Genomic DNA, 20,694 nt, shown 5'->3' on the forward strand with positions numbered 1-20,694 from the left:
GGGGACAGCAGCGATTGCTCTCCCCCTGAATGGGACTCAGGCAGCTGCCGGAGGTTGCTTGGCGGCGTCGGCCTTGTCGATCGGCTTTTCGGCGGACTTTTCAGTCGGCTTTTCAGCGGGCTTCTCGACAGACTTCTCGGGCGATGCCGCTGCATTGCGAGGCGCATTGTGGCTCGACGCGGTCATGGCGGGCGCCGTGGTCGCTCCGGCCGCAGCGTCTCGCGCATCCTTCGGCTCACGCGACTCCTTGGCGTCTTTCGACTCGGCCTGCGACGCCACCGTCAGTTGCCCAGCCTGCCCCACCTGTCCGGCCTTCTTCGCTTCCGAAGCCGCCGCCTTGGCAGCACGCTTCTTCGCCGCCTTCGCACTCTTCTCGGCCTTCGGCTTCGCCAGCGCAGGCATCTTCTGCACTTCTTCCAACGCTTTCTTGGCCGCCGCCTGCTCGGCCGCGCGACGGCTGGCGCCCGAACCGCCCACCTTGATGTCGAGCTTCGGCACGGTGCACTCAACCTCGAACTGCTGGTTGTGCGCCGCCCCGTGGGTGGCGATCACCGTGTACTGCGGCAGCGCAATCTTGTGGCCTTGCAGGTATTCCTGAAGCAGCGTCTTGGCGTCTTTGCCGAGCGTCTTCGGATCGACATGTTCGAGCACGGGCGTGTACAGACGCTCGATCACCGCATAGGCTTTCTCGAAACCACCATCGAGGTACATCGCCCCGAACAAAGCTTCGAGGGTGTCGGCCAGAATCGAAGGACGACGGAAACCACCGCTCTTGAGCTCGCCTTCGCCCAGGCGAAGAAATTCGGAAACGCCAAGCGTCTGCGCGATCTCGTACAACGATTGTTGCTTCACGAGATTGGCGCGCACACGTGAGAGGTCGCCTTCGTCGAGCTTGCCGTAGCGACGGAACAGAATCGCTGCGACCGAACAGTTCAGAATGGAATCGCCGAGAAACTCCAGCCGCTCATTGTTGGCGGCACTGTGGCTACGGTGCGTCAGTGCTTGGCTAAGCAATTCCGCATCGTGGAAACGATACTGGAGACGTTCTTCCAGTTGATTCAGTGATTGAGACATGGCGCAAGTATAGCGCGACGCTCCCGCCCCGGAGCGGGTCGTCGCCAAGAAACGACGGGCTTTACCGCCGTCTGACGGGCTTTTCGGACTGGCGCGAGGTCGGTGGATCGGACAATTCCGAGGTCAGGACCGATCAGTCCCACCGGCGGCCGTCACCTGTCGCACCTTTTATTTCTTATTTAAAAACAATAATGCGGAAACTGACGAAATAACGTCAATTTCCGCATCAATTGAGTCCTTAGCGGAGAAGTCGGAGTTCCCCGTGAAGCCGCCGACTTACTGGAAGCCGCCCAGACGCTTCAGGTTCGAGAAGTTCATCCAGATGAAGAACGCCCGACCCACGATGTTCTGCTCGGGCACGAAGCCCCAGTAGCGGCTGTCCGCGCTGTTATCGCGGTTGTCGCCCATCATGAAGTAGTTGCCCGGCGGCACCTTGCAGATCACGCCCTGGCTGTTGTACTGGCAGTTCTGCTTGTTCGGGAAGTCGTCCGCGCCCATGATGTACGGCGGCACGTTCGGGTCGTTCAGAATCCGGTTCTTCACGCCGCCGACCGTCTCCTCGAACTGCTTGAAGTACGCGATGTGTTCGTCGTCGAAGTAATCCGGCAGCGCGGTTTCCGGCACCGGTTCACCGTTGATCGTGAGCTTCTTGTTCTCGTAGGCCACCACGTCGCCCGGCACGCCGATCACTCGCTTGATGTAGTCCATCGACTCATCCTTCGGGTAACGGAACACCACGACATCGCCACGCTTCGGCTCGCCTAAATCGATGATCTTCTTGTTGATCACCGGCAGACGAATACCGTAATCGAACTTGTTCACGAGAATGAAATCGCCGACGAGCAGCGTCGGGATCATCGACCCCGACGGAATCTTGAACGGCTCGACCACGAACGAACGCAGCACGAACACCGCCAGAATCACCGGGAAGAAGCTCGCCGAGTACTCCAGCCACCACGGCTGACGCAGTTTGTCGTCATGCAACTTCGCACGCGCACTCGCCAGCGCATTGCCTTCCTGCGAACCAGAACCCTGAATACCGGAGCCCTGCAACCCAAGCTGTTGCTGATCGAATTGCGCCACGGCAGTCTGTGCTGCCCGGCGGCGCGCCGGTTGAAACACCAACTTGTCGGCCACCCAGGCCACCCCGGTCACCAGCACCAGGATCAAAAGAATCAGGGCGAAATTCATGCGGGACCTGTCGCTACGTTATTTGTCTTCGACTTGCAAAATGGCAAGGAACGCTTCCTGGGGAATTTCAACGCTCCCCACCTGCTTCATGCGCTTCTTACCTTCTTTCTGTTTCTCGAGCAGCTTCTTCTTACGCGAGATGTCACCACCATAGCACTTCGCCAACACGTTCTTACGCAGTGCCTTGATGTTTTCACGCGCGATGATGTTCGCACCGATGGCCGCCTGAATCGCCACATCGTACATCTGACGCGGAATGATTTCGCGCATCTTCGACGCGACTTGCGCGCCGCGACGACGGCTCTCCGAGCGGTGGACGATGATCGACAATGCATCGACCTTATCGTTGTTGATCAGCATGTCGACCTTGACCACGTCCGACGCGCGATATTCCTTGAACTCGTAATCCATCGACGCGTAACCGCGCGATACCGACTTCAGACGATCGAAGAAATCGAGCACGATTTCAGCCATCGGAATTTCATAAATCAGACGCACCTGACGGCCGTGATACTGCATATCGACCTGCACGCCGCGCTTTTGCTGACACAGCGTGACGACCGAACCGACGTACTCCTGCGGCATGTACAGATTCACGGTGACGATCGGCTCGCGAACTTCCTCGATGCGGCCCGGATCCGGCATCTTCGCCGGATTTTCCACCGAGACGATCGTGCCGTCGCGCTCCGTCACCTCATAAATCACGGTCGGCGCCGTGGTGATGAGGTCCATGTCGAATTCGCGTTCCAGACGCTCCTGCACGATTTCCATGTGCAGCAGGCCCAGGAAGCCACAACGGAAACCGAAGCCCAGCGCCTGGGAAACTTCCGGTTCGTATTGCAGCGAGGCATCGTTGAGCTTGAGCTTTTCGAGCGAGTCGCGCAGCGCGTCGTACTGGTTGGCTTCGACCGGATAGAGACCGGCGAACACCTGCGGCTTCACTTCCTTGAAGCCCGGCAGCGGTGCCTCGGCAGGCTTGGTCGTGGTCGTCACGGCGTGGGTGACGGTATCGCCCACCTTCGCCGCGTTCAGTTCCTTGATGCCCGAGATGATGAAGCCCACCTGACCGGCAGACAGCGACGCGAGTTGCTTGGACTTCGGCGTGAACACGCCCACCTGTTCGACCAGATAGCTGGAGCCCGTGGCCATCAGGTGAATCTTTTCCTTCGGCTTGAGCGTGCCGTTGACCACGCGCACCAGCATCACCACACCGACGTAGCTATCGAACCACGAGTCGATGATCAGGGCTTGCAGCGGCGCGTTGGCATCGCCCTTGGGCGGCGGCACTTTGGCGATCAGCGCTTCGAGCACATCTTCCACGCCCAGACCCGTCTTGGCCGAACAGCGCACGGCGTCGGTCGCTTCGATGCCGATAACGTCCTCGATCTCCTGGATCGCGTTTTCCGGTTCGGCCGACGGGAGGTCGATCTTGTTGAGCACAGGCACGACTTCCACGCCCAGCTCGATGGCGGTGTAGCAGTTCGCGACGGTCTGCGCTTCCACGCCCTGCGAGGCGTCGACGACAAGCAGCGCGCCTTCGCAAGCGGACAGCGAACGGCTCACTTCATACGAGAAGTCGACGTGTCCCGGCGTATCGATCAGGTTGAGGTTGTAGACCTTGCCGTCGCGTGCCTTGTATTGCAGCGCGGCGGTCTGTGCTTTGATGGTGATGCCCCGCTCGCGCTCGAGATCCATCGAGTCGAGGACGCGAGATTCCATTTCACGATCGGACAAACCGCCGCTCAGCTGGATGATGCGATCGGCCAGGGTCGATTTCCCGTGGTCGATGTGGGCGATGATCGAAAAATTGCGAATATGGTCCATGAGGCGGGGCTATAGAAAAGTCGGTGCCATCGGATTCGGCTCGGCAGCGACTTTCGAGAGAATCGGCAAACACGACATTTTAGCCGAAAGCGCACCGATTCCGTCCGGAATCGAAGGCATCGCGGCCGTATAGCTGAAATAAGCGAGATTCAGTGGAAATGATGGGCAGGTGCCGGTTTCATTCTGGGCTTCCGGGCTGGACGAAGTGTCAGGCCCGGGGAAAAACAGTGGCGACAGCGTCGACGTCGAAACGATACCGGCACAACTCGCGCTCACCCAAGGCAAGCACCGGCACGATCTCGTCGTACTTCGCTTCGAGCACCGGATCGCTATCGACGTCGATCACCGTGACCGAGAAATCCCACGCCGGACGCATCGCTTCGAGCGCCGCAAGCATGTCATCGCACAGATGACACCACTTGCGGCCGTAGAGCGTGAGCGCCGGCGCAGTCACGGCTGGCTTACTTGCTGCCCGGTGCACGCGGGCGCAGCGGCACAAACTGCGTCGCATCGCCACGGCGCACCAGGATCGGCACCAGACGCTTCGGATCGAGCGCCTTCACCACATCCTCGAACTGCTTGGCGTTGGCGATGTCGGCGTCGCCCACTCGCAGAATGATGTCACCCTGCTGGAGCCCCGCACGGCCCGCCGGGCCTTCCGCCAGCTCGACCTGCACGCCGCCACGCAGCTTCAAGTCCTTCTTCTGCGCTTCGGTCAGATCGGAGACGACCAGACCCAATGCGTTCGGATGCGGCGCTTCGGCGCTGCCGCCCTGGGCTTTCGACGCCTTGGGCGTATCGGTATCGGCCTCGGCAATCGTGATCTTCAGATCCTGATTCTTGCCCTTGCGCAGGACTTGCAGCGTTGCGCTCGACCCCGGCTTGGTCTCGCCAACCATGCGCGGCAGGTCCGTCGCGTGATCGACCGGACGGCCTTCGAACTTCATGATGATGTCGCCCGGCTGCACGCCCGCCTTCTCGGCAGGGCTACCCGGCTCGATGCTGCGCACCAGTGCGCCCTGAGCACGCGGCAAGCCCAGCGAATCGGCCACTTCCTTGCTCACCTCACTGATCGCCACACCGATACGGCCGCGAACGACCTTGCCCGTCTTCTTGAGCTGATCGACCACGCGCATCACTTCGTCGATCGGAATCGCAAACGAAATGCCCATGAAGCCGCCGGTCTGGCTGTAGATCATCGAGTTGATGCCCACGACCTCGCCACGCATATTGATCAGCGGGCCGCCGGAGTTACCCGGGTTCACGGCCACATCCGTCTGGATGAACGGCAGATAATCGCCCGTGTCACGGCCTTTGGCCGACACGATGCCCGCCGTTACCGTATTTTCGAGACCGAACGGCGATCCGATCGCCACCACCCACTCGCCCACCCGCAGCTTGTTCGAGTCGCCGACAGGCACCGTCGGCAGGTCCTTGGCTTCCACCTTGACCACGGCGACATCGGTACGCTTGTCCGCGCCGACCAGCTTCGCCTTGAATTCACGCTTGTCGGTCAGGGTGACGTAGATGCTGTCCGCGCCATCGACCACGTGCGCGTTCGTCAGAATGTAGCCGTCGTTCGAGACGATGAAGCCCGAACCCACGCCACTGTTCTGCTCCTCATCCGGCTGGGGCTGGCCGCGCTTCGGCGTGCCGCCCTTCGGGTCCGGCTGCTGAGGCATGGGCACGCCGAAGAAGCGACGGAACAGCTCGGCCATGTCATCGTCCATACCGGGCGGCAAACCGCGCTGATTGCGGCTAACGCGCTCGGTCGTCCGAATGTTCACGACGGCCGGGCCGACGCGATCGACGAGCTGAGTGAAATCGGGAAGGTTGCTGACAAGCGGTGGGTTCGACGATGTCGATCCGCCGCTCGGTGCCGAGGCCGGCGCAGCAAAGGCGGCGGGGACTCCCGCCAATTGGACGGCAATGGCGCCGCCGAGGATGACACGAAGCAGGAGAGTCTTCTTCATTGGAAGATCGTGGTGCGCGAAAGTCTCGGAATCCCTGAGGGCAGTCCGGCACCCGACGCACCGTCGCGTCATGTCTGCCTCGCTGCCCGGACCGCACCGTTACCGGTTGCGGCCCACCCGACAGCCGGTCACTTCGCCGGCTGTTTGTACTCGATGCTGGATGCGAACTGTTGCAGGGTGGCCTGCGGCACTTCGCCGAGCAAGGTCAGCCAGAAGTCGCCATAGCGCTTGATGAGGATGTTCGTCGCTCCGGCGCTACCGTGGCCTTCCTTGCGCTCACGCGTGGCCGGCTCGATAAACACCGAAAGTCCGGCCATGCCGTCGGAATATACCACCTGCTGGACTTCGAGCGGTTTGCCGTCAGCCGTCGAGCGCATCGTGCGACGCACTTCCCGCACGGCCTTGAATCCCGGCACCTTCTTGTCGACGTCGATGCTCCAGCCCGCGTCCGACAGACGCGTTGTCGCAATCTGCGGCTTCACGACATGCCAGCCGTGTGTGGCCTGAATCGCATGAACGATTCGCGCCTTCTCGCTCGGCACGCCGATCGAGATTTGCGAGAACGCCGCCTGCTCCAGCAGATGACCTTCGGCATCGAGCGTCTGTGCACGCAGCAACAAGCCGGTATTGCGATCGGCCCACAAGCGATAACCGAAACGGTAATCGTCCTTCGGCGTGAGCTCGATCACCATGCAGTCGAAGCCCGCCATTCGTTCGTTCGGCAGCAGCTTCGGCGCGTAGTAGTCGAGCACGTCGCGATTGGGCGTCGCAAGCAATGCGGGGAACGAATCCTTGCTCTCGCGCTTTTCCTGGAAGACGGTCTTCTGCTCGGGAATCAGCGTGTAGACGTCTTCGTTCTGACGAAGAATGCGGCGCTGACGTCCGTCGAGCGTCTCTAGTTCTTCGTACTCGTTACCCTTCTCGGCGAAGTGACTGATCTTCGACGAACGCATGGTCGAGCCACGCTGATACACGAAGGTGCCGATGTAGTTTTGCGTTTGCGCCGCACGATGGATCTTGTTGAGCCACGCGCTGACTTCGCGCTTCTCGACCAGCGGGTCGGTGGACGCGGAGGCTTGCGCCCACGCCTGCGTTTGCAGGGTGCTCGCCAGCAGGAATGCAAACAAGAAGAAAGTGCGCCCGAAGGGCGCACGCGGCAAGGATTCGATACTCAGGCGCTGCATTTATTCGTCCGCTTGCGCCGAGGCTCGCATGTAAGGGGAAACGCTCTGACCGATCGGGGCCGGCGCATATTGCTGGTGAGCCGCAAGATACTGGTCGAGACGCGCATCGCGCAGCACGATCACATCGTTCGGCGCACCCGCACCATTGGCGGCCACAGCGGCTTGCGGCTGCTGCGAGAGCGCCACACGCGTGAGGCTGGAGCCACTGGCGGCCGGCGCGGCCGTCTGAGCGAGCACCTGCGGTTGCGCGCCACCTGCCGGATGATCCTGCAGACGCGGCACCACGACCCACGACAACGCAGCGACCGCAGCGGCGGCAGCCGCCGTCGGCAGGACGCGACGAACGCGCAGGAAAGGATTGATTCGCGTGATACGCGAGCCGGCGGCTTTGGCACCCGCGGCAGTCGCCTGAGCGTCGGCCAGTGCGGCCGGCGCGAGCAGGTGCGGCTCGGCTTCGAGGCGTGCTGCGAAGGAGGCCATAAAGGCAGACTCCGAACGCGGCAGCGTCAGTTCATCGGAACGCAATGCGTCCCCGATCAGATGGTAGTCGTCCCACAGAGGCCGGCCCGAGGTGTCAGCCTCGTCCAGCAGGGCGGCCAGTTCGTCCGGATCGAATTCCCCGTCCATCAACGCGGAAATCCGCTCGGCTTGCAGCCCCCGCTGCGTTTGCACCGTCGCTGATCCCATGATATCCCCCAACGAAAATAACTTTCCCGGCGGCGCGCTCACCAGCGCTTACCGTCAGGCGTGTCCAGCAGCGGCCTGAGCCGGCTGGCAATCGCTTCACGCGCCCGGAAAATTCGCGAACGGACCGTTCCGATCGGGCACCCCATGGCTTCGGCGATCTCTTCGTAGCTCAACCCTTCGATTTCTCGCAGGGTAATTGCCGTTCGAAGTTCATCGGGCAAAGCCTCCATCGCTGTGTTGACCGTTTGAGCAATCTGCTTGCTCATCAGCATCGACTCAGGCGTGTTGATATCCCTTAGTTGATCGGCCTCGGCAAAAGTTTCAGCTTCTTCAGCGTTCGCTTCAGTCGAAGTCGGTGCACGACGTCCCTGGGTCGCCAGGTGGTTTTTCGCCGTGTTGACAGCAATACGATACAACCAGGTATAGAACGCCGACTCGCCGCGAAACTGCGGCAAGGCACGGTAGGCCTTGATAAAGGCCTCCTGCGTCACATCCTCGACCTCGGCGGCGTCGCGCACGAGCCGCGATACGAGGCGGATGATCTTGCGGTGATATTTCGCGACCAACAGCTCGAAGGCGGCTTTGTCGCCTTTCTGCACGCGCTCGACGAGCGCCTGGTCGATTTCTCGTTCACTCACCTGATATGGATCCGTATTTTCTCTGGCTGCCGGGCCCGAACGGGCCCAATTGCACCGTGGCAGCACTGACCACCACGGCTGGAAGTGTCTTTGACGCCGCACGCCCGGGCACACTCACCGGAGCGTGGGTCAGCGGGACGGGACGCCTGCGGGGCGTCCCGCGAACTTAGACTCGCTGGAAGACCAGCGTGCCGTTAGTCCCGCCAAATCCGAAAGAGTTCTTCAACGCGACATCAATTTTCATGTCACGGGCCGTATTTGCGCAGTAGTCGAGGTCGCAAGCCGGATCCTGATTGAAGATGTTGATCGTCGGCGGCGACTTCTGATGGTGAACGGCCAGCACGGTGAACACCGACTCCAGGCCGCCAGCACCGCCCAGCAAGTGGCCGGTCATCGACTTGGTCGAATTCATCACAACGTTCTTGGCCGCATCGCCCATCAGGCGCTTGACCGCGACCGTCTCGGCGATATCACCCAACGGCGTCGACGTACCGTGCGCATTCACATAGTTCACCGTGTCGGCGTTCAGGCCAGCGTCGCGCAGCGCGTTCGTCATGGCACGCAGTGCACCGTCGCCGTCTTCGCACGGGGCGGTCATGTGATACGCGTCGGCGCTCATGCCGAAGCCCGTGAGTTCGGCGTAGATCTTGGCACCGCGCGCCTTGGCGTGCTCGTACTCTTCGACCATCATCACGCCGGCGCCTTCGCCCAGCACGAAGCCGTCGCGATCCTTGTCCCACGGACGGCTGGCCGTCGCCGGGTCGTCGTTACGCGTGGAGAGTGCAGTCATTGCAGCGAAACCACCGATACCCAGCGGGGACACCGTCGATTCAGCGCCGCCGGCGAGTACTGCATCTGCGTCGCCATACTGAATCATGCGCGCAGCCTGACCGATACAGTGCAGACCGGTCGTGCAAGCCGTGACGATGGCAAGGTTCGGGCCCTTCAGGCCGTACTTGATCGACAGGTGCCCGGAGATCATGTTGATGATCGAGCCCGGCACGAAGAAAGGAGAGATCTTGCGCGGACCGCCCTTGATCAGGTCGTCGTGCGTATCCTCGATCATCGGCAGACCACCAATGCCGGAGCCAACCAGCACGCCCACGCGCTCTGCGTTCTCTGCGGTGATTTGCAGGCCGCTATCCTCAAACGCCTGAATGCCGGCTGCCAGCCCGAAATGGATAAACGTATCCATACGGCGAGCTTCCTTGGCCGACAGATATTTCTCTGTCTCGAAGTTTTTGACTTCGCCTGCGAAGCGAACTTTGAACTCGCTCGCATCGAACTTCGTGATGTTGGCGATGCCCGAACGGCCCGCGACCAGATTTTCCCAACCTTCGGCAACAGTGTTGCCGACCGGCGAGATCAGGCCCAGACCGGTAATGACGACGCGACGACGACTCACGATACTCCCCTTCTTCTGCTGGGTCATACAAAACAAAAGCCACAGAGGCGACAAGGTCCGACCCTGCGCTCCCTGCGGCTGACAGGCATGCCCGACGCCAGGAGCCGGTCGGCATCCCGGCCAATCAGGCTATCCGTACGAATTACGCCTTCTTCTGCGACGAGGCGAAATCGATAGCTTGTTGCACGGTGGTGATCTTTTCTGCTTCTTCGTCCGGGATCTCGATCTCGAACTCTTCTTCCAGGGCCATCACCAGCTCAACCGTATCGAGCGAGTCAGCGCCGAGATCGTTCACGAAGCTGGATTCGTTCTTAATGTCGGCTTCCGCGACGCCAAGTTGTTCGGCGACGATCTTCTTGACGCGTTGCTCAATGTTATCCATTCAAACCCTCCGGGGTAGTTAGTTCAGACAAGTGCGCGCATTTTAACAGGTTTGCCAAGCAAAGTTAGCATGCGCCAAATAATGTTCAATGTCGCGCAAAATCGTGTAATTTCACCACAATCTGCGCACATCTTCCTTAATTCATGAACATGCCACCGTTCACGTGAAGCGTAGTGCCGGTGATGTAACCGGCCTGCGGAGACGCGAGGAACGCCACCGCATTAGCGATATCTTCCGGTGCGCCCAGACGGCCCAGCGGAATGCGTGCCTTGAGCGCTTCGTGCTGTGCTTCGCCCAGTGCCTTGGTCATATCGGTGTCGATAAAACCAGGGGCCACGCAGTTGACCGTGATGTTTCGGCTGCCGATCTCGGCGGCCAGCGAACGCGACATGCCCGACACGCCCGCCTTCGCAGCAGCGTAGTTGGCTTGTCCCGGGTTGCCCGCGGAGCCGACGACCGACGTCACATTGATGATCCGGCCGCTACGTGCCTTCATCATCGGCTTAATGACAGCGCGCGACAGACGGAAGATCGCCTTGAGGTTCGTGTCGATCACATCGTCCCACTCGTCGTCCTTCATACGCATCGCGAGGTTATCGCGGGTAATGCCAGCGTTATTGACAAGGATGTCGAGCTTGCCGTGTTGCTTGAGGATGTCGTCCAGCGCTGCGGCCACGCCTTCGGCGTCAGTCACATTCAGGACAATGCCCTTGCCCGCGACACCGGCTTCCGCAAAATACGCATCGATGCCTTGCGCACCGGCTTCGCTGGTGGCGGTGCCCACGACCGTCGCCCCTTGGCGAGCCAGTTCGAGGGCGATGGCGCGACCGATGCCGCGCGAGGCGCCGGTCACCAGCGCCACGAGGTTTTCGAGTTGCTTGCTCATGAAAGAATTACCCTTGCCTATGGCTTACGAGAGTTGGGCGCGCACGTCGGCCAGCGAGGCCGGATCGGTGATCGCCAAACCCGCGAGATTGCCGTCGATGCGCTTGGTCAGGCCGGTCAGCACCTTGCCCGGACCGCACTCGACCACTTGCGTCACGCCTTGCGCAGCGAGCCACTTCACCGATTCGACCCAGCGCACCGGGGCGGCTGCCTGACGCACCAGCGCGTCCTTGATGCGAGCCACGTCGGTTTCGACGGCCACATCCACGTTATTGACGAGCGGGACCTGCGGCGCGTTAAACGTCACGCTCGTCAGATACTCGCGCAGACGATCCGACGCCGGCTTGAGCAGCGACGAATGGAACGGTGCGGACACCGGCAGCACGAGGGCGCGCTTGGCACCAGCGGCCTTCGCCAGTTCGCAGGCCTTTTCGACTCCCGCCTTGGCACCGGCGATCACGACCTGCGCCGGAGCGTTGAAGTTGACGGCCTCGACCACGCCCGCTGCCGACGCTTCGGCGCAGACGGTGCGAACGGCGTCGTCGTCCAGACCGAGAATTGCCGCCATACCGCCCTGACCGACCGGCACGGCTTCTTGCATGGCCTGCGCGCGGAAACGCACGAGCGGCACGGCGTCCTTGAACGCAATGACGCCAGCGGCGACCAGTGCCGTGTATTCACCCAGGCTGTGGCCCGCGACGAAAGCCGGCGTTGCGCCACCGTCAGCCAGCCACGCGCGGTACATCGCGTAGGCGGCGGTGAGCATCACCGGTTGCGTGTTGGTCGTGAGGTTGAGTTCTTCGGCGGGGCCAGCGGCGATCAGCTTGGCGATATCCTGCCCGAGGGCGTCCGAAGCTTCGGCAAGCGTTTCGCGCACGACAGCGTTGTCCGCGAATGCGTCGAGCATGCCCACCGATTGGGATCCTTGTCCCGGGAAAACGAAAGCGAATGTCATAGCGGCTGGTTTTACAGTCAAATTCAGAAACATGGCGGCGCATCTTAGCGCGCCGCAACGACGCGCAAGAGAGCGTTTCCTCGCGTTTCGCTTACACCGCGCGTCACAACGCGCGGCTGGCTCGCGAGGCGCTCCAGCGCCGTGACGTTACATGCGGAACAGCACCGCGCCCCACGTAAAGCCACCACCCACGCCTTCGATCATGACGTTCTGGCCGGCTTTGATACGACCGTCACGAACGGCGACGTCGAGTGCGAGCGGAATCGATGCCGCGGAAGTATTGCCATGCTGGTCGACGGTCACGACCATTTTCGCTTCGGCACCCAGCTTGCGGGCCGTGCTCGTCATGATGCGCAGATTGGCCTGATGCGGGATCAGCCAATCGATCGCCGACGCTTCCAGCCCAGCCTTCTCGAGGGCCTCGTGAGCCACCTTTTCGAGCACCTTGACGGCCAGCTTGAACACCGCCTGACCATCCATATAGAGGAACGCCTCACCCTGCACCGCGCCACCGCTCACATTGCCCGGCACGCAGAGGATGTTGGCATGACTGCCGTCCGCGTGCAGTGCGCTCGAAAGAATGCCCGGCTCGCTGGACGCTTGCAGCACGACCGCCCCCGCGCCGTCGCCAAACAGCACGCACGTCGTACGGTCGTTGAAATCGAGAATGCGCGAGAACGTTTCCGCACCGATCACCAGCACGTTGCGGTAAGCACCCGAGCGAATGAAGTTGTCGGCCGTCGCCATCGCATAGGCGAAGCCCGAGCAAACAGCCTGGATGTCGAACGCGGCGCAACCGTTGGTGATGCCGAGCTTGGTCTGCACGAGGCAAGCCGTACTCGGGAACACGAAATCGGGTGTGGACGTGGCCACCATGATCAGGTCGATCTGGTCGGCGCTCAGCCCTGCCATATCGAGCGCACGCTTGGCGGCTTCCACCGCCATATCGCTGCTCGTCTGGTCGGGCGCGGCGAAATGACGCGCCTGAATGCCGGTACGGGCGACGATCCACTCGTCGCTCGTCTCGATGCCTCGGGTGGCAAGCTCTTCTGCCAACTGCTGATTGGTCACGCGTCGTGCCGGCAGGTAGCTGCCGGTGCCGACGAAACGGGAATAAATCGCGGACTGGGTCATCTTATAGTCGGTTAGCGCACCGGGGCGGGACCGGCTTCAGAGCGCCGGAATGGCGCTCGCCGGCTTGTTGTCCTGGAACTGGGTCTGATTCTCTTGCATGGCGTGCGACAGACGGTCAAGCACACCGTTGCGAACTGCATCATAGCCGCGTTTGATGGCCCATTCAAACGAGTAGGCATCGGCGGAACCGTGGCTCTTGATGACGAGCGCACGCAACCCGAGCAACGCAGCACCGTTGTAACGGCGATGGTCGACGCGGTTCTTGAAGCGAGTGAGAATCGGCAGTGCGATGACGGCAATCACCTTCGTCCACCACGTACGGGTGAACTCTTCGCGGATCATGTCGCCGAGCATCTGTGCCAGGCCTTCGGAGGTTTTGAGCGCAACGTTGCCGACGAAACCATCGCAGACGACGATATCCGTCGTGCCGCGATAAATGTCGTTGCCTTCCACGTTGCCGTAGAAATTCAGCGTGGAGCCGCGCAGCAGCTCGCCCGCCTGCTTGATGACGTCGTTGCCTTTGATGACTTCTTCGCCAATGTTGAGCAGACCGATCGACGGACGTTCCTTCCCGTCGACCGCCGCGACGAGCGCGTGGCCCATCTCGGCGAATTGCAGCAGGTGAGTCGGTTCGCAGTCGACGTTGGCGCCCAGATCGAGCATCGTCGTGTAGCCGCCCTTCTCGTTCGGCAGCACCGTGGCAATCGCCGGGCGCTCGATACCGGGCAGCGTCTTGAGGACGTAACGCGAGACGGCCATCAGCGCACCGGTATTCCCGGCGGACACGCAGGCCTGCGCGCGCGCTTCCTTGACCAGATTGAGCGCCACGCGCATCGAAGAGTCTTTCTTCTTGCGCAGCGCGGTCTCGACCGAGTCGTCCATGGCGACGACTTCACTCGCATTGACGACGGACAGGCGCGGGTGATCCGTCACACGCAGCTTCGCGAGCTGCGCGTTGATGATCTCCTGCTGCCCGACCAGCACAAGTTCGACATCGTCGGTGGATTGCACGAAGCGAACCGCAGCCGGCACCGTCACCGATGGGCCGTGGTCTCCGCCCATACAATCGATCGTCAGGGTGACTGTCATGTCGACGTGATTGGCTTGCGGTACAGGTAACAAAAAAAGCGGCAGGATGAGTGCCGCTTTTGCCACATCGGACGATCAAATAGCGCCATGATGGGCGCGTATCGCCTTGAGGGCCGAATTAGTCGTTCTTGGTCTTGATGACCTTGCGACCACGGTAGAAACCGTTCGGCGAGATGTGGTGACGCAGGTGCGTCTCACCCGACGTCGGTTCGACGGCGGTCGACGGTGCGGTCAGGAAATCGTGCGAACGGTGCATGCCGCGCTTCGACGGCGACTTCTTGTTCTGTTGAACGGCCATGATAACTCCTCAAAATATCGCGAAATTTTAACACAGTTCGAGCGCCGCCCTACGGTGTCGGCCTGTCGGCCCGACCTGTGCGACTAACGCAAACATGTTCTTTGGTGAGCCGGAAATCCGGCCGCACATTACTTTCCGTCCTTGTCCGGCGAGCGCTTGAGCGCTGCCAGCGCCGCGAACGGAGACGGCTTATCCTCTTCTTCGGGCTCCGGAGCCGGCTCTGCCAACCCGTCGCTTCCGGTGGCCAGACTATCGTGAACACTCGGACAAACCTCATGTTTCGGGACGATAGGCAAAGCCAACAGCAATTCTTCTTCGATCAGCTCGCGCAAATCGAAATGTTTGGAGCCAACCAGCGCTTCGAGTTCGTCTTCATCGAGAGGACGCGCTTCCGCAGCAGCTTCGTCAGGCACGATCTCGAACGTCGTTTCCGAGTCGAGCGACTCCTGGTAAGGCGTAAGGCAACGCTGGCATTCGAGCCACATCGGGCCTTCAACCGTCAGCATCAGAAACTGCTTGACGGTGGGCTTGCCATCGGCACGCAGCACGGGCTTCTCCGCCCCTTCCGCACGCCAGTGAAACACCCCCTGAGCATGCCCCGATGCCGAGACTTCGGCTGGCACTTCGGTTACCATGCGCGGCAATGCCGCAAGCTGCACGTCACCTTCCGCCACCCGGCCGGTACGCGCGAATTCGAACAGATCGACGATATATTCGTTCATCACGCTCATCCTTGCCTTGGCGCATCTGACCGCATTTCATGTCCCCTGCACCCGCAGCGCCCTGATTCGACGCCACTTTCAGGCGTTTGAACCGGTACCGCGCAGGCTGGCGAGACCGAGCGCCAGATTGCAAAAGCCGTGAATTCTAAATAGTTTTTCGTTTCTCGTCAAACACTTAAACCCGATGACCGCACAGCCCCTGCCATCGCTGATCCTCGCCTCCGGATCACGCTATCGCCGCGAACTGCTCGAGCGCCTGCGCTTGCCATTCTCGGTCGACGTCCCGGACATCGACGAGACACCTGCCGCTGGCGAAACGCCGCACGACACCTCCCTGCGACTGGCCCGCAAGAAGGCGCAGGCCGTCGCTGCCCGTCACCCCGACGCTGTCATTATCGGTTCCGATCAGGTCGCGACCTTCGAAGGCCGTCAGATCGGCAAACCCGGCAATTTCGAGAACGCCATGACGCAACTGCGCGACATGCGCGGCAAGGTGGTCGAGTTCCACTCCGCCCTGTGCGTCTACGACGCCCGCAACGGCGAGAGCCAAGCCAAAGACGTGGTAACGCGGGTGAAGTTCCGCGATTTGCCCGATAACGTGCTGGCCGCCTACCTTCACGCAGAAACGCCTTATGACTGCGCAGGCAGCGCCAAATCCGAAGGGCTCGGCATCATGCTGCTCGAAACCATCGAAAACGACGACCCGACGGCACTCATCGGTCTCCCGCTGATTGCGCTCACGACCATGCTGATGCATGCCGGTGTCGCCCTGCCCGGGCCCGGCGTGGCACAACAAGGGAGCGCAGCATGAGCGGCACGCTGTATCTGATTCCCAACACGCTCGGCACGAGTACCCGAGGCGGGCTGCCGTCCGTGTTGCCCGAAGAGGTCCGCACGGTGACCGCCGGACTGAAATACTTCGTCGGCGAACAGGCCAAGAGCACGCGCGCCTTTCTGAAGCTGGTGGGCGTCAGCACGCCGATTCAGGAAATCGACATCCGCGAGCTCAACGTCAATACGCCTGATGCGGCCATCGATGCCCTGCTCGCGCCAATTCTGGCAGGCACAGATGGCGGCCTCGTGTCGGAAGCCGGTTGCCCGGCGGTCGCCGATCCGGGGGCGCTGCTGGTGCGTCGCGCCCATGAAAAAGGCGTGCGGGTGGTCCCCTTCGTCGGCCCCAGCTCGATTCTTCTCGCCCTGATGGCCAGCGGACTTAACGGCCAAAGCTTCGCCTTTCACGGCTATTTACCGACGGATGCGGGCGAGCGCACCAAGCGTCTGCGCGAACTCGAACAACGTTCGCGCAAGGAAAAACAGACGCAGATCTTCATCGAGACGCCCTACCGGAACAAAGCGATGCTCGACGCCCTGCTGCAAAGCTGCGACGCCTCCACATTGCTTTGCGTGGCCGTCGATGTCACGCAGGATGCGGAGCAAATCGTGACGCACCGAGTCAAGGGATGGCCGCACGCCAGCGTCGATCTGCATAAACGGCCTGCGATTTTCCTGTTTTTGGCGCAATAACGGGACGCAAATAAGAAAACCCCGCGGAAGTCTGGCTTCCGTGGGGTTTTTTCGCTCTTACCGTCGCGCAGTCTATCGATGGACGGCGCGGCGCAGTGATTACTTCATCGTCACTGCGGTGCCCATGAGCATCGTCTTCATTGCCGCCGCGCCCACTGCCGCACCAAAGCGCCGCGCCATGCGTTCGGGCAGGTTTTCCTTGACGGTGTAGTCGACCAGATCGGGGGCCTTCACAACGTCACGTGCCACAGAGTCGACCGTACCGAGACCGTCGGCCAACCCCAGCTCGACGGAGCGCTGCCCAGTCCAGAACAGGCCGCTGAACAGATCCGGATCATCCTTCAGACGGTCGCCACGGCCCTTTTTGACGGCTGTGATGAACTGCTGGTGAACCTGTTCGAGCATGTCCAGCGCGTACGTCTTCTGCTGATCGGTCTGCGGCGAGAACGGGTCGAGGAAGCCCTTGTTGCGGCCCGCCGTCAGCAGACGGCGCTCCACGCCCAGCTTATCCATCAAACCGGTGAAGCCGAAGCCGTCCATCAACACGCCGATGGAACCGACGATGCTCGCCTTGTCGACGTAAATCTTGTCGGCGGCGGCTGCCACGTAATAGCCGCCGGAGGCGCACATCTCCTCGACCACGACATAAATCGGCTTCTTCGGGTATTTCGCACGCAAACGGGCGATGTCGTCGTAGATCATGCCCGCTTGTACCGGACTGCCGCCCGGGCTGTTGATGCGCAGGATCACACCAGCAGCCGACTTGTCTTCGAACGCCGACTCCAGCGCCGCGTTGATCTTCTGCGCGCTCGCCTGACCGTCCGCCGAAATTTCGCCGTTCAGCGTGACAAGCGCAGTGTGCTTGCCCGTGGTCGATCCGACAGATGTCGTACTGCCGCCGTCGAAATCGAAGATCGACCACACAGCAAAGGCGATGATCGCCAGGATCAGCAGACGGAAGAAGATCTTCCAGCGTCGCGCAGCACGTTGCTCGCGAATGCCAGCCATCAAGACCTTTTCCAGCATTTCGCGCTCCCACGGCTTGACCTCATGGGGATCGCGACCCGCACCGGACGCCTGTGGCGAACGCCCACCGGGCGGCGTGAAACCGGGTTCGGAGCGCGGCGAATCGGGCGGCAAGGAGTCGGCCATACGTTATCCAGAGACTTGGGTGAAAGACGAGACAGGCAAGACAGAAATTGGACCGCTCAGCAACGTTTGAAGCAACTTAGCACCAGATGCGGATGTTTTGTCAGGACGTTGACGTTTCAGGTGCGGCGATACCGGCTTCTGGCCACCAGACGACCGTCGTCGACGCGCCCGATTCACCCGATGCGGCTGGCTGCTCCTCGACGCGCACCGGCTGCAAAGCCCCGCCACGGCACGGCCCGCCAACGCAAAGCCCGGTATCGGGCTCGTACGTCGCACCATGCGTTGCGCACATCAAGTATAAGCCGCCCGTCTCGAAGAACTGCCCCTCGGACCAGTCCAGCTCCATCGGCACGTGGGCGCACTGATTAAGATAGCCGTAGACGCGACCATCGTAACGAATCACGAAAGCTGGCGTCGGCCGTCCACCGACGAGCACCTCGAAGCGAACCCCGAGTCCGCCGTCTTCGAGCGCATTGCCCGGACAGATCGGCAGCGGCATCACGGGAAGTGCGGTGTCGCTCACACGCGCTCCAGCAACCAGTCGCGCAACTCGGCTACGCTGCTCGCGCAGTACGCGGGTTCGAGCGCGACCAGTTGATCGCGCGGGTGCGCGCCGCCGTAGGCCACGCCCACGCCCGCCGCGCCAGCGCTGCGCGCCATCTGCAAATCGTGCGTGGTGTCGCCGATCATGACGGTACGGCGCAGATCCTGACCGAGTTCACGCGTCAGCTCTTGCAACATGGCCGGGTGCGGCTTCGAGAATGTCTCATCGGCGCAACGGGTCGCATCGAACATCCGCATCAGACCGGCGGATTCGAGCGCCCGGTTCAGTCCGACCCGTGATTTTCCCGTCGCCACGGCGAGGAATCGTCCACGCGAGCGCAATTCGTCGAGCAGTTCGCGAACGCCCGGGAACAGCACCGTCTCCTTATCACCTATCAGATAGTGAAAACGATAGCGTTCCGACAAGCGTGGATAGTGCGAAGGATCGAGCGAGGGGACGGCCATTTGCAGCGCGTCGCGCAACCCGAGGCCAATGACGTGGCTCGCCAGCTCGTCCGTCGGTACCGGCAGACCGAGATCCCGGCACGCCGCCTGGATGCAGCGGGTAATCGTGGGCGTCGAGTCCATCAACGTCCCGTCCCAGTCGAACACGACCAGGTCAAATTCAGGGCTTGGCATCAGCGGTGGTGGTTCGAAGTTGATTCAGGAATTGCTCACATTCTGGCGGCAACGCCGCTTCCAACGCAATCGGCGTGTCCAGCACGGGGTGCGTGAACTTCAGCCGGTACGCGTGTAGGAACATCCGCTTGATACCGGGACGAACGCCGGGCCGCGCCAGATTCTTGTTCAGCGTGAAGTCGCCATATTTGTCGTCGCCGACGATGGGCGTACCGCAATGCGCCAGATGAACCCGGATCTGATGGGTGCGCCCCGTTTTCAGTTCCGCTTCGAGCAACGTATAAGGCGGAAACGATTCCACCATGCGAAATACGGTGTGCGATGCCTGCCCGTCTTCCTGCACCCGCACCCGGCGTTCGCCCTCGGCGGTGACATATTTATATAGCGGTGCCTTGACCGCACGTTTGGGGTCGCGCCATTCGCCCGTGACGCAGGCGAGATAGCGTTTGTCCATCCGGTTGTGACGGATCTGCTCGTGCATGCCGACCAGTGCCGCGCGCTTTTTCGCGAGCAACAGAATGCCGGACGTCTCACGATCCAGTCGGTGCACCAGCTCCAGGAACTTCAGATGCGGCAGCGCCTGGCGCAATTGCTCGATCACCCCGAACGACACCCCGCTGCCACCATGCACGGCCACACCGGCCGGCTTATCGATGGCCATAAGGTAGTCGTCTTCGAACAGGACTGGGAAGGTCGCGGCCGGGACATGGGCCTTGGCCTCGGGATCAGGCGCGGCCATCCGGACCGGCGGAATGCGGACGATATCGCCGATGACAAGTCGATAGGCTGCGTCTACTCGCCCTTTATTTACGCGGACTTCCCCGCTACGCAGAATGCGATAGACGTGGCTTTTCGGTACCCCTTTGCACTCACGCAACAGGAAATTATCGATACGCTGACCGGCCGAACCATCGTCAACCTCGACGAGACGGACCTGCGGTGCGGACGCCGGCGCAACCATTTTCTGCCGACTTTTGCCTAACTCATTCATTATGAATATAATTTGTCCGACAGAGATGGCGGTAGCGGGAATCATGCCAAATCCCCACCTCTGTCGGTGCATACCCCAAAACGGTATTTTACTTGCACCCCGGGCAGGCTGCTCGTCCGGTGACCCTGGAGCAGCGAGCGCACGCACGTCACGCAGCGACGGCAGGAAGTGGGCCCATAGGCCGCTTCGGTCGAGCGCGTGTGACGCGGATAGAGTTGGTGGTTATAGAATTTTTTGGCGATCAGCCCGGATTGCATTGTCCGAGCTGATCGCTTTGTGAATATCGTTCGCGCAAAAAGTCGAAGTGAGGCGCCGTCACAAGAAGAATAAGTGTCGGCAGGCGCCCCGAGAAAACGCTGATGAAGTTTCTCGTCCAGTTTCTATTGGTATGGACTGCAAGCCCG

Annotated in this window: 22 protein-coding genes; 2 read left to right on the forward strand and 20 right to left on the reverse strand. The window is 61.4% G+C overall.

Features of this window, described 5'->3' with window-relative positions:
- Positions 1–36 precede the first annotated feature (36 nt).
- The 16 genes from rnc to ACIQWO_RS21335 all read right to left on the reverse strand — a co-directional run bounded on the left by rnc (position 37) and on the right by ACIQWO_RS21335 (position 15,450).
- Positions 37–1,074 carry a ribonuclease III gene (gene rnc, locus ACIQWO_RS21260; RefSeq protein WP_402828619.1) on the reverse strand — a complete coding sequence of 346 codons (1,038 nt, stop codon included), beginning with the start codon at positions 1,072–1,074 and terminating at the stop codon, positions 37–39.
- 276 nt (positions 1,075–1,350) lie between these two features.
- Complete coding sequence (gene lepB / locus ACIQWO_RS21265; protein ID WP_402828622.1) at positions 1,351–2,265, reverse strand: signal peptidase I; 915 nt, start codon at positions 2,263–2,265, stop codon at positions 1,351–1,353.
- An 18-nt stretch (positions 2,266–2,283) separates the two neighbouring features.
- Positions 2,284–4,089, reverse strand: a complete 1,806-nt coding sequence (gene lepA, locus ACIQWO_RS21270) for a translation elongation factor 4 (RefSeq protein ID WP_402828625.1) — start codon at positions 4,087–4,089, stop codon at positions 2,284–2,286.
- Positions 4,090–4,297: 208 nt separating this feature from the next.
- Positions 4,298–4,543 (reverse strand): glutaredoxin family protein, encoded by a 246-nt coding sequence (locus ACIQWO_RS21275; RefSeq protein ID WP_402828628.1) that lies wholly within the window; start codon positions 4,541–4,543, stop codon positions 4,298–4,300.
- A 7-nt stretch (positions 4,544–4,550) separates the two neighbouring features.
- Positions 4,551–6,062, reverse strand: a complete 1,512-nt coding sequence (locus ACIQWO_RS21280) for a DegQ family serine endoprotease (protein WP_402828630.1) — start codon at positions 6,060–6,062, stop codon at positions 4,551–4,553.
- A 128-nt stretch (positions 6,063–6,190) separates the two neighbouring features.
- Complete coding sequence (locus ACIQWO_RS21285; protein WP_039401223.1) at positions 6,191–7,246, reverse strand: MucB/RseB C-terminal domain-containing protein; 1,056 nt, start codon at positions 7,244–7,246, stop codon at positions 6,191–6,193.
- Positions 7,247–7,933, reverse strand: a complete 687-nt coding sequence (locus ACIQWO_RS21290) for a sigma-E factor negative regulatory protein (RefSeq protein ID WP_402828635.1) — start codon at positions 7,931–7,933, stop codon at positions 7,247–7,249.
- Between the two features lie 38 nt (positions 7,934–7,971).
- On the reverse strand, positions 7,972–8,571 hold the full coding sequence (gene rpoE / locus ACIQWO_RS21295) for an RNA polymerase sigma factor RpoE (protein ID WP_010805230.1): 600 nt from the start codon (positions 8,569–8,571) through the stop codon (positions 7,972–7,974).
- A gap of 166 nt (positions 8,572–8,737) precedes the next feature.
- Positions 8,738–9,976, reverse strand: coding sequence for a beta-ketoacyl-ACP synthase II (gene fabF, locus ACIQWO_RS21300; RefSeq protein ID WP_150664491.1), 1,239 nt, complete (start codon positions 9,974–9,976; stop codon positions 8,738–8,740).
- Positions 9,977–10,118: 142 nt separating this feature from the next.
- Positions 10,119–10,358 carry an acyl carrier protein gene (gene acpP / locus ACIQWO_RS21305; RefSeq protein ID WP_039401228.1) on the reverse strand — a complete coding sequence of 80 codons (240 nt, stop codon included), beginning with the start codon at positions 10,356–10,358 and terminating at the stop codon, positions 10,119–10,121.
- Between the two features lie 136 nt (positions 10,359–10,494).
- Entirely contained in the window at positions 10,495–11,244 is a 750-nt protein-coding gene (fabG, locus tag ACIQWO_RS21310) for a 3-oxoacyl-ACP reductase FabG (RefSeq protein WP_039401231.1), read from the reverse strand.
- Positions 11,245–11,268: 24 nt separating this feature from the next.
- Positions 11,269–12,198 carry an ACP S-malonyltransferase gene (fabD, locus tag ACIQWO_RS21315; RefSeq protein ID WP_402828640.1) on the reverse strand — a complete coding sequence of 310 codons (930 nt, stop codon included), beginning with the start codon at positions 12,196–12,198 and terminating at the stop codon, positions 11,269–11,271.
- A gap of 147 nt (positions 12,199–12,345) precedes the next feature.
- Positions 12,346–13,332: a beta-ketoacyl-ACP synthase III gene (locus ACIQWO_RS21320; protein WP_402828643.1), complete on the reverse strand. Its 987-nt coding sequence runs from the start codon at positions 13,330–13,332 to the stop codon at positions 12,346–12,348.
- 36 nt (positions 13,333–13,368) lie between these two features.
- Positions 13,369–14,421 (reverse strand): phosphate acyltransferase PlsX, encoded by a 1,053-nt coding sequence (gene plsX / locus ACIQWO_RS21325; protein WP_402828646.1) that lies wholly within the window; start codon positions 14,419–14,421, stop codon positions 13,369–13,371.
- A 118-nt stretch (positions 14,422–14,539) separates the two neighbouring features.
- Entirely contained in the window at positions 14,540–14,719 is a 180-nt protein-coding gene (gene rpmF / locus ACIQWO_RS21330) for a 50S ribosomal protein L32 (RefSeq protein WP_023594409.1), read from the reverse strand.
- 128 nt (positions 14,720–14,847) lie between these two features.
- Complete coding sequence (locus tag ACIQWO_RS21335; RefSeq protein ID WP_402828652.1) at positions 14,848–15,450, reverse strand: DUF177 domain-containing protein; 603 nt, start codon at positions 15,448–15,450, stop codon at positions 14,848–14,850.
- A 175-nt stretch (positions 15,451–15,625) separates the two neighbouring features.
- Between ACIQWO_RS21335 and ACIQWO_RS21340 the strand changes: the two genes are divergently transcribed.
- Both ACIQWO_RS21340 and ACIQWO_RS21345 read left to right on the forward strand, forming a co-directional pair.
- Positions 15,626–16,252, forward strand: coding sequence for a Maf-like protein (locus tag ACIQWO_RS21340; protein WP_402828655.1), 627 nt, complete (start codon positions 15,626–15,628; stop codon positions 16,250–16,252).
- Positions 16,249–16,965: an SAM-dependent methyltransferase gene (locus ACIQWO_RS21345; protein ID WP_402828658.1), complete on the forward strand. Its 717-nt coding sequence runs from the start codon at positions 16,249–16,251 to the stop codon at positions 16,963–16,965. Before ACIQWO_RS21340 ends, ACIQWO_RS21345 begins: the two co-directional genes overlap by 4 nt.
- A 99-nt stretch (positions 16,966–17,064) precedes the next feature.
- Here ACIQWO_RS21345 and ACIQWO_RS21350 read toward each other — a convergent pair whose 3' ends face one another.
- The 4 genes from ACIQWO_RS21350 to ACIQWO_RS21365 form a co-directional block, all read right to left on the reverse strand.
- Positions 17,065–18,117 (reverse strand): S49 family peptidase, encoded by a 1,053-nt coding sequence (locus ACIQWO_RS21350; RefSeq protein WP_402828661.1) that lies wholly within the window; start codon positions 18,115–18,117, stop codon positions 17,065–17,067.
- A 100-nt stretch (positions 18,118–18,217) separates the two neighbouring features.
- Positions 18,218–18,616, reverse strand: coding sequence for a Rieske 2Fe-2S domain-containing protein (locus ACIQWO_RS21355; RefSeq protein ID WP_039404159.1), 399 nt, complete (start codon positions 18,614–18,616; stop codon positions 18,218–18,220).
- Positions 18,617–18,636: 20 nt separating this feature from the next.
- A complete protein-coding gene (locus tag ACIQWO_RS21360; RefSeq protein ID WP_402828664.1) occupies positions 18,637–19,299 on the reverse strand; it encodes an HAD family hydrolase in 663 nt (220 codons plus the stop codon).
- Positions 19,286–20,290, reverse strand: coding sequence for an RluA family pseudouridine synthase (locus ACIQWO_RS21365; protein ID WP_402829190.1), 1,005 nt, complete (start codon positions 20,288–20,290; stop codon positions 19,286–19,288). Before ACIQWO_RS21365 ends, ACIQWO_RS21360 begins: the two co-directional genes overlap by 14 nt.
- Positions 20,291–20,694: the final 404 nt, after the last annotated feature.

This window comes from Pandoraea sp. NPDC090278 (assembly GCF_044772185.1).
In the GTDB taxonomy this organism is placed as follows: Bacteria; Pseudomonadota; Gammaproteobacteria; order Burkholderiales; family Burkholderiaceae; genus Pandoraea.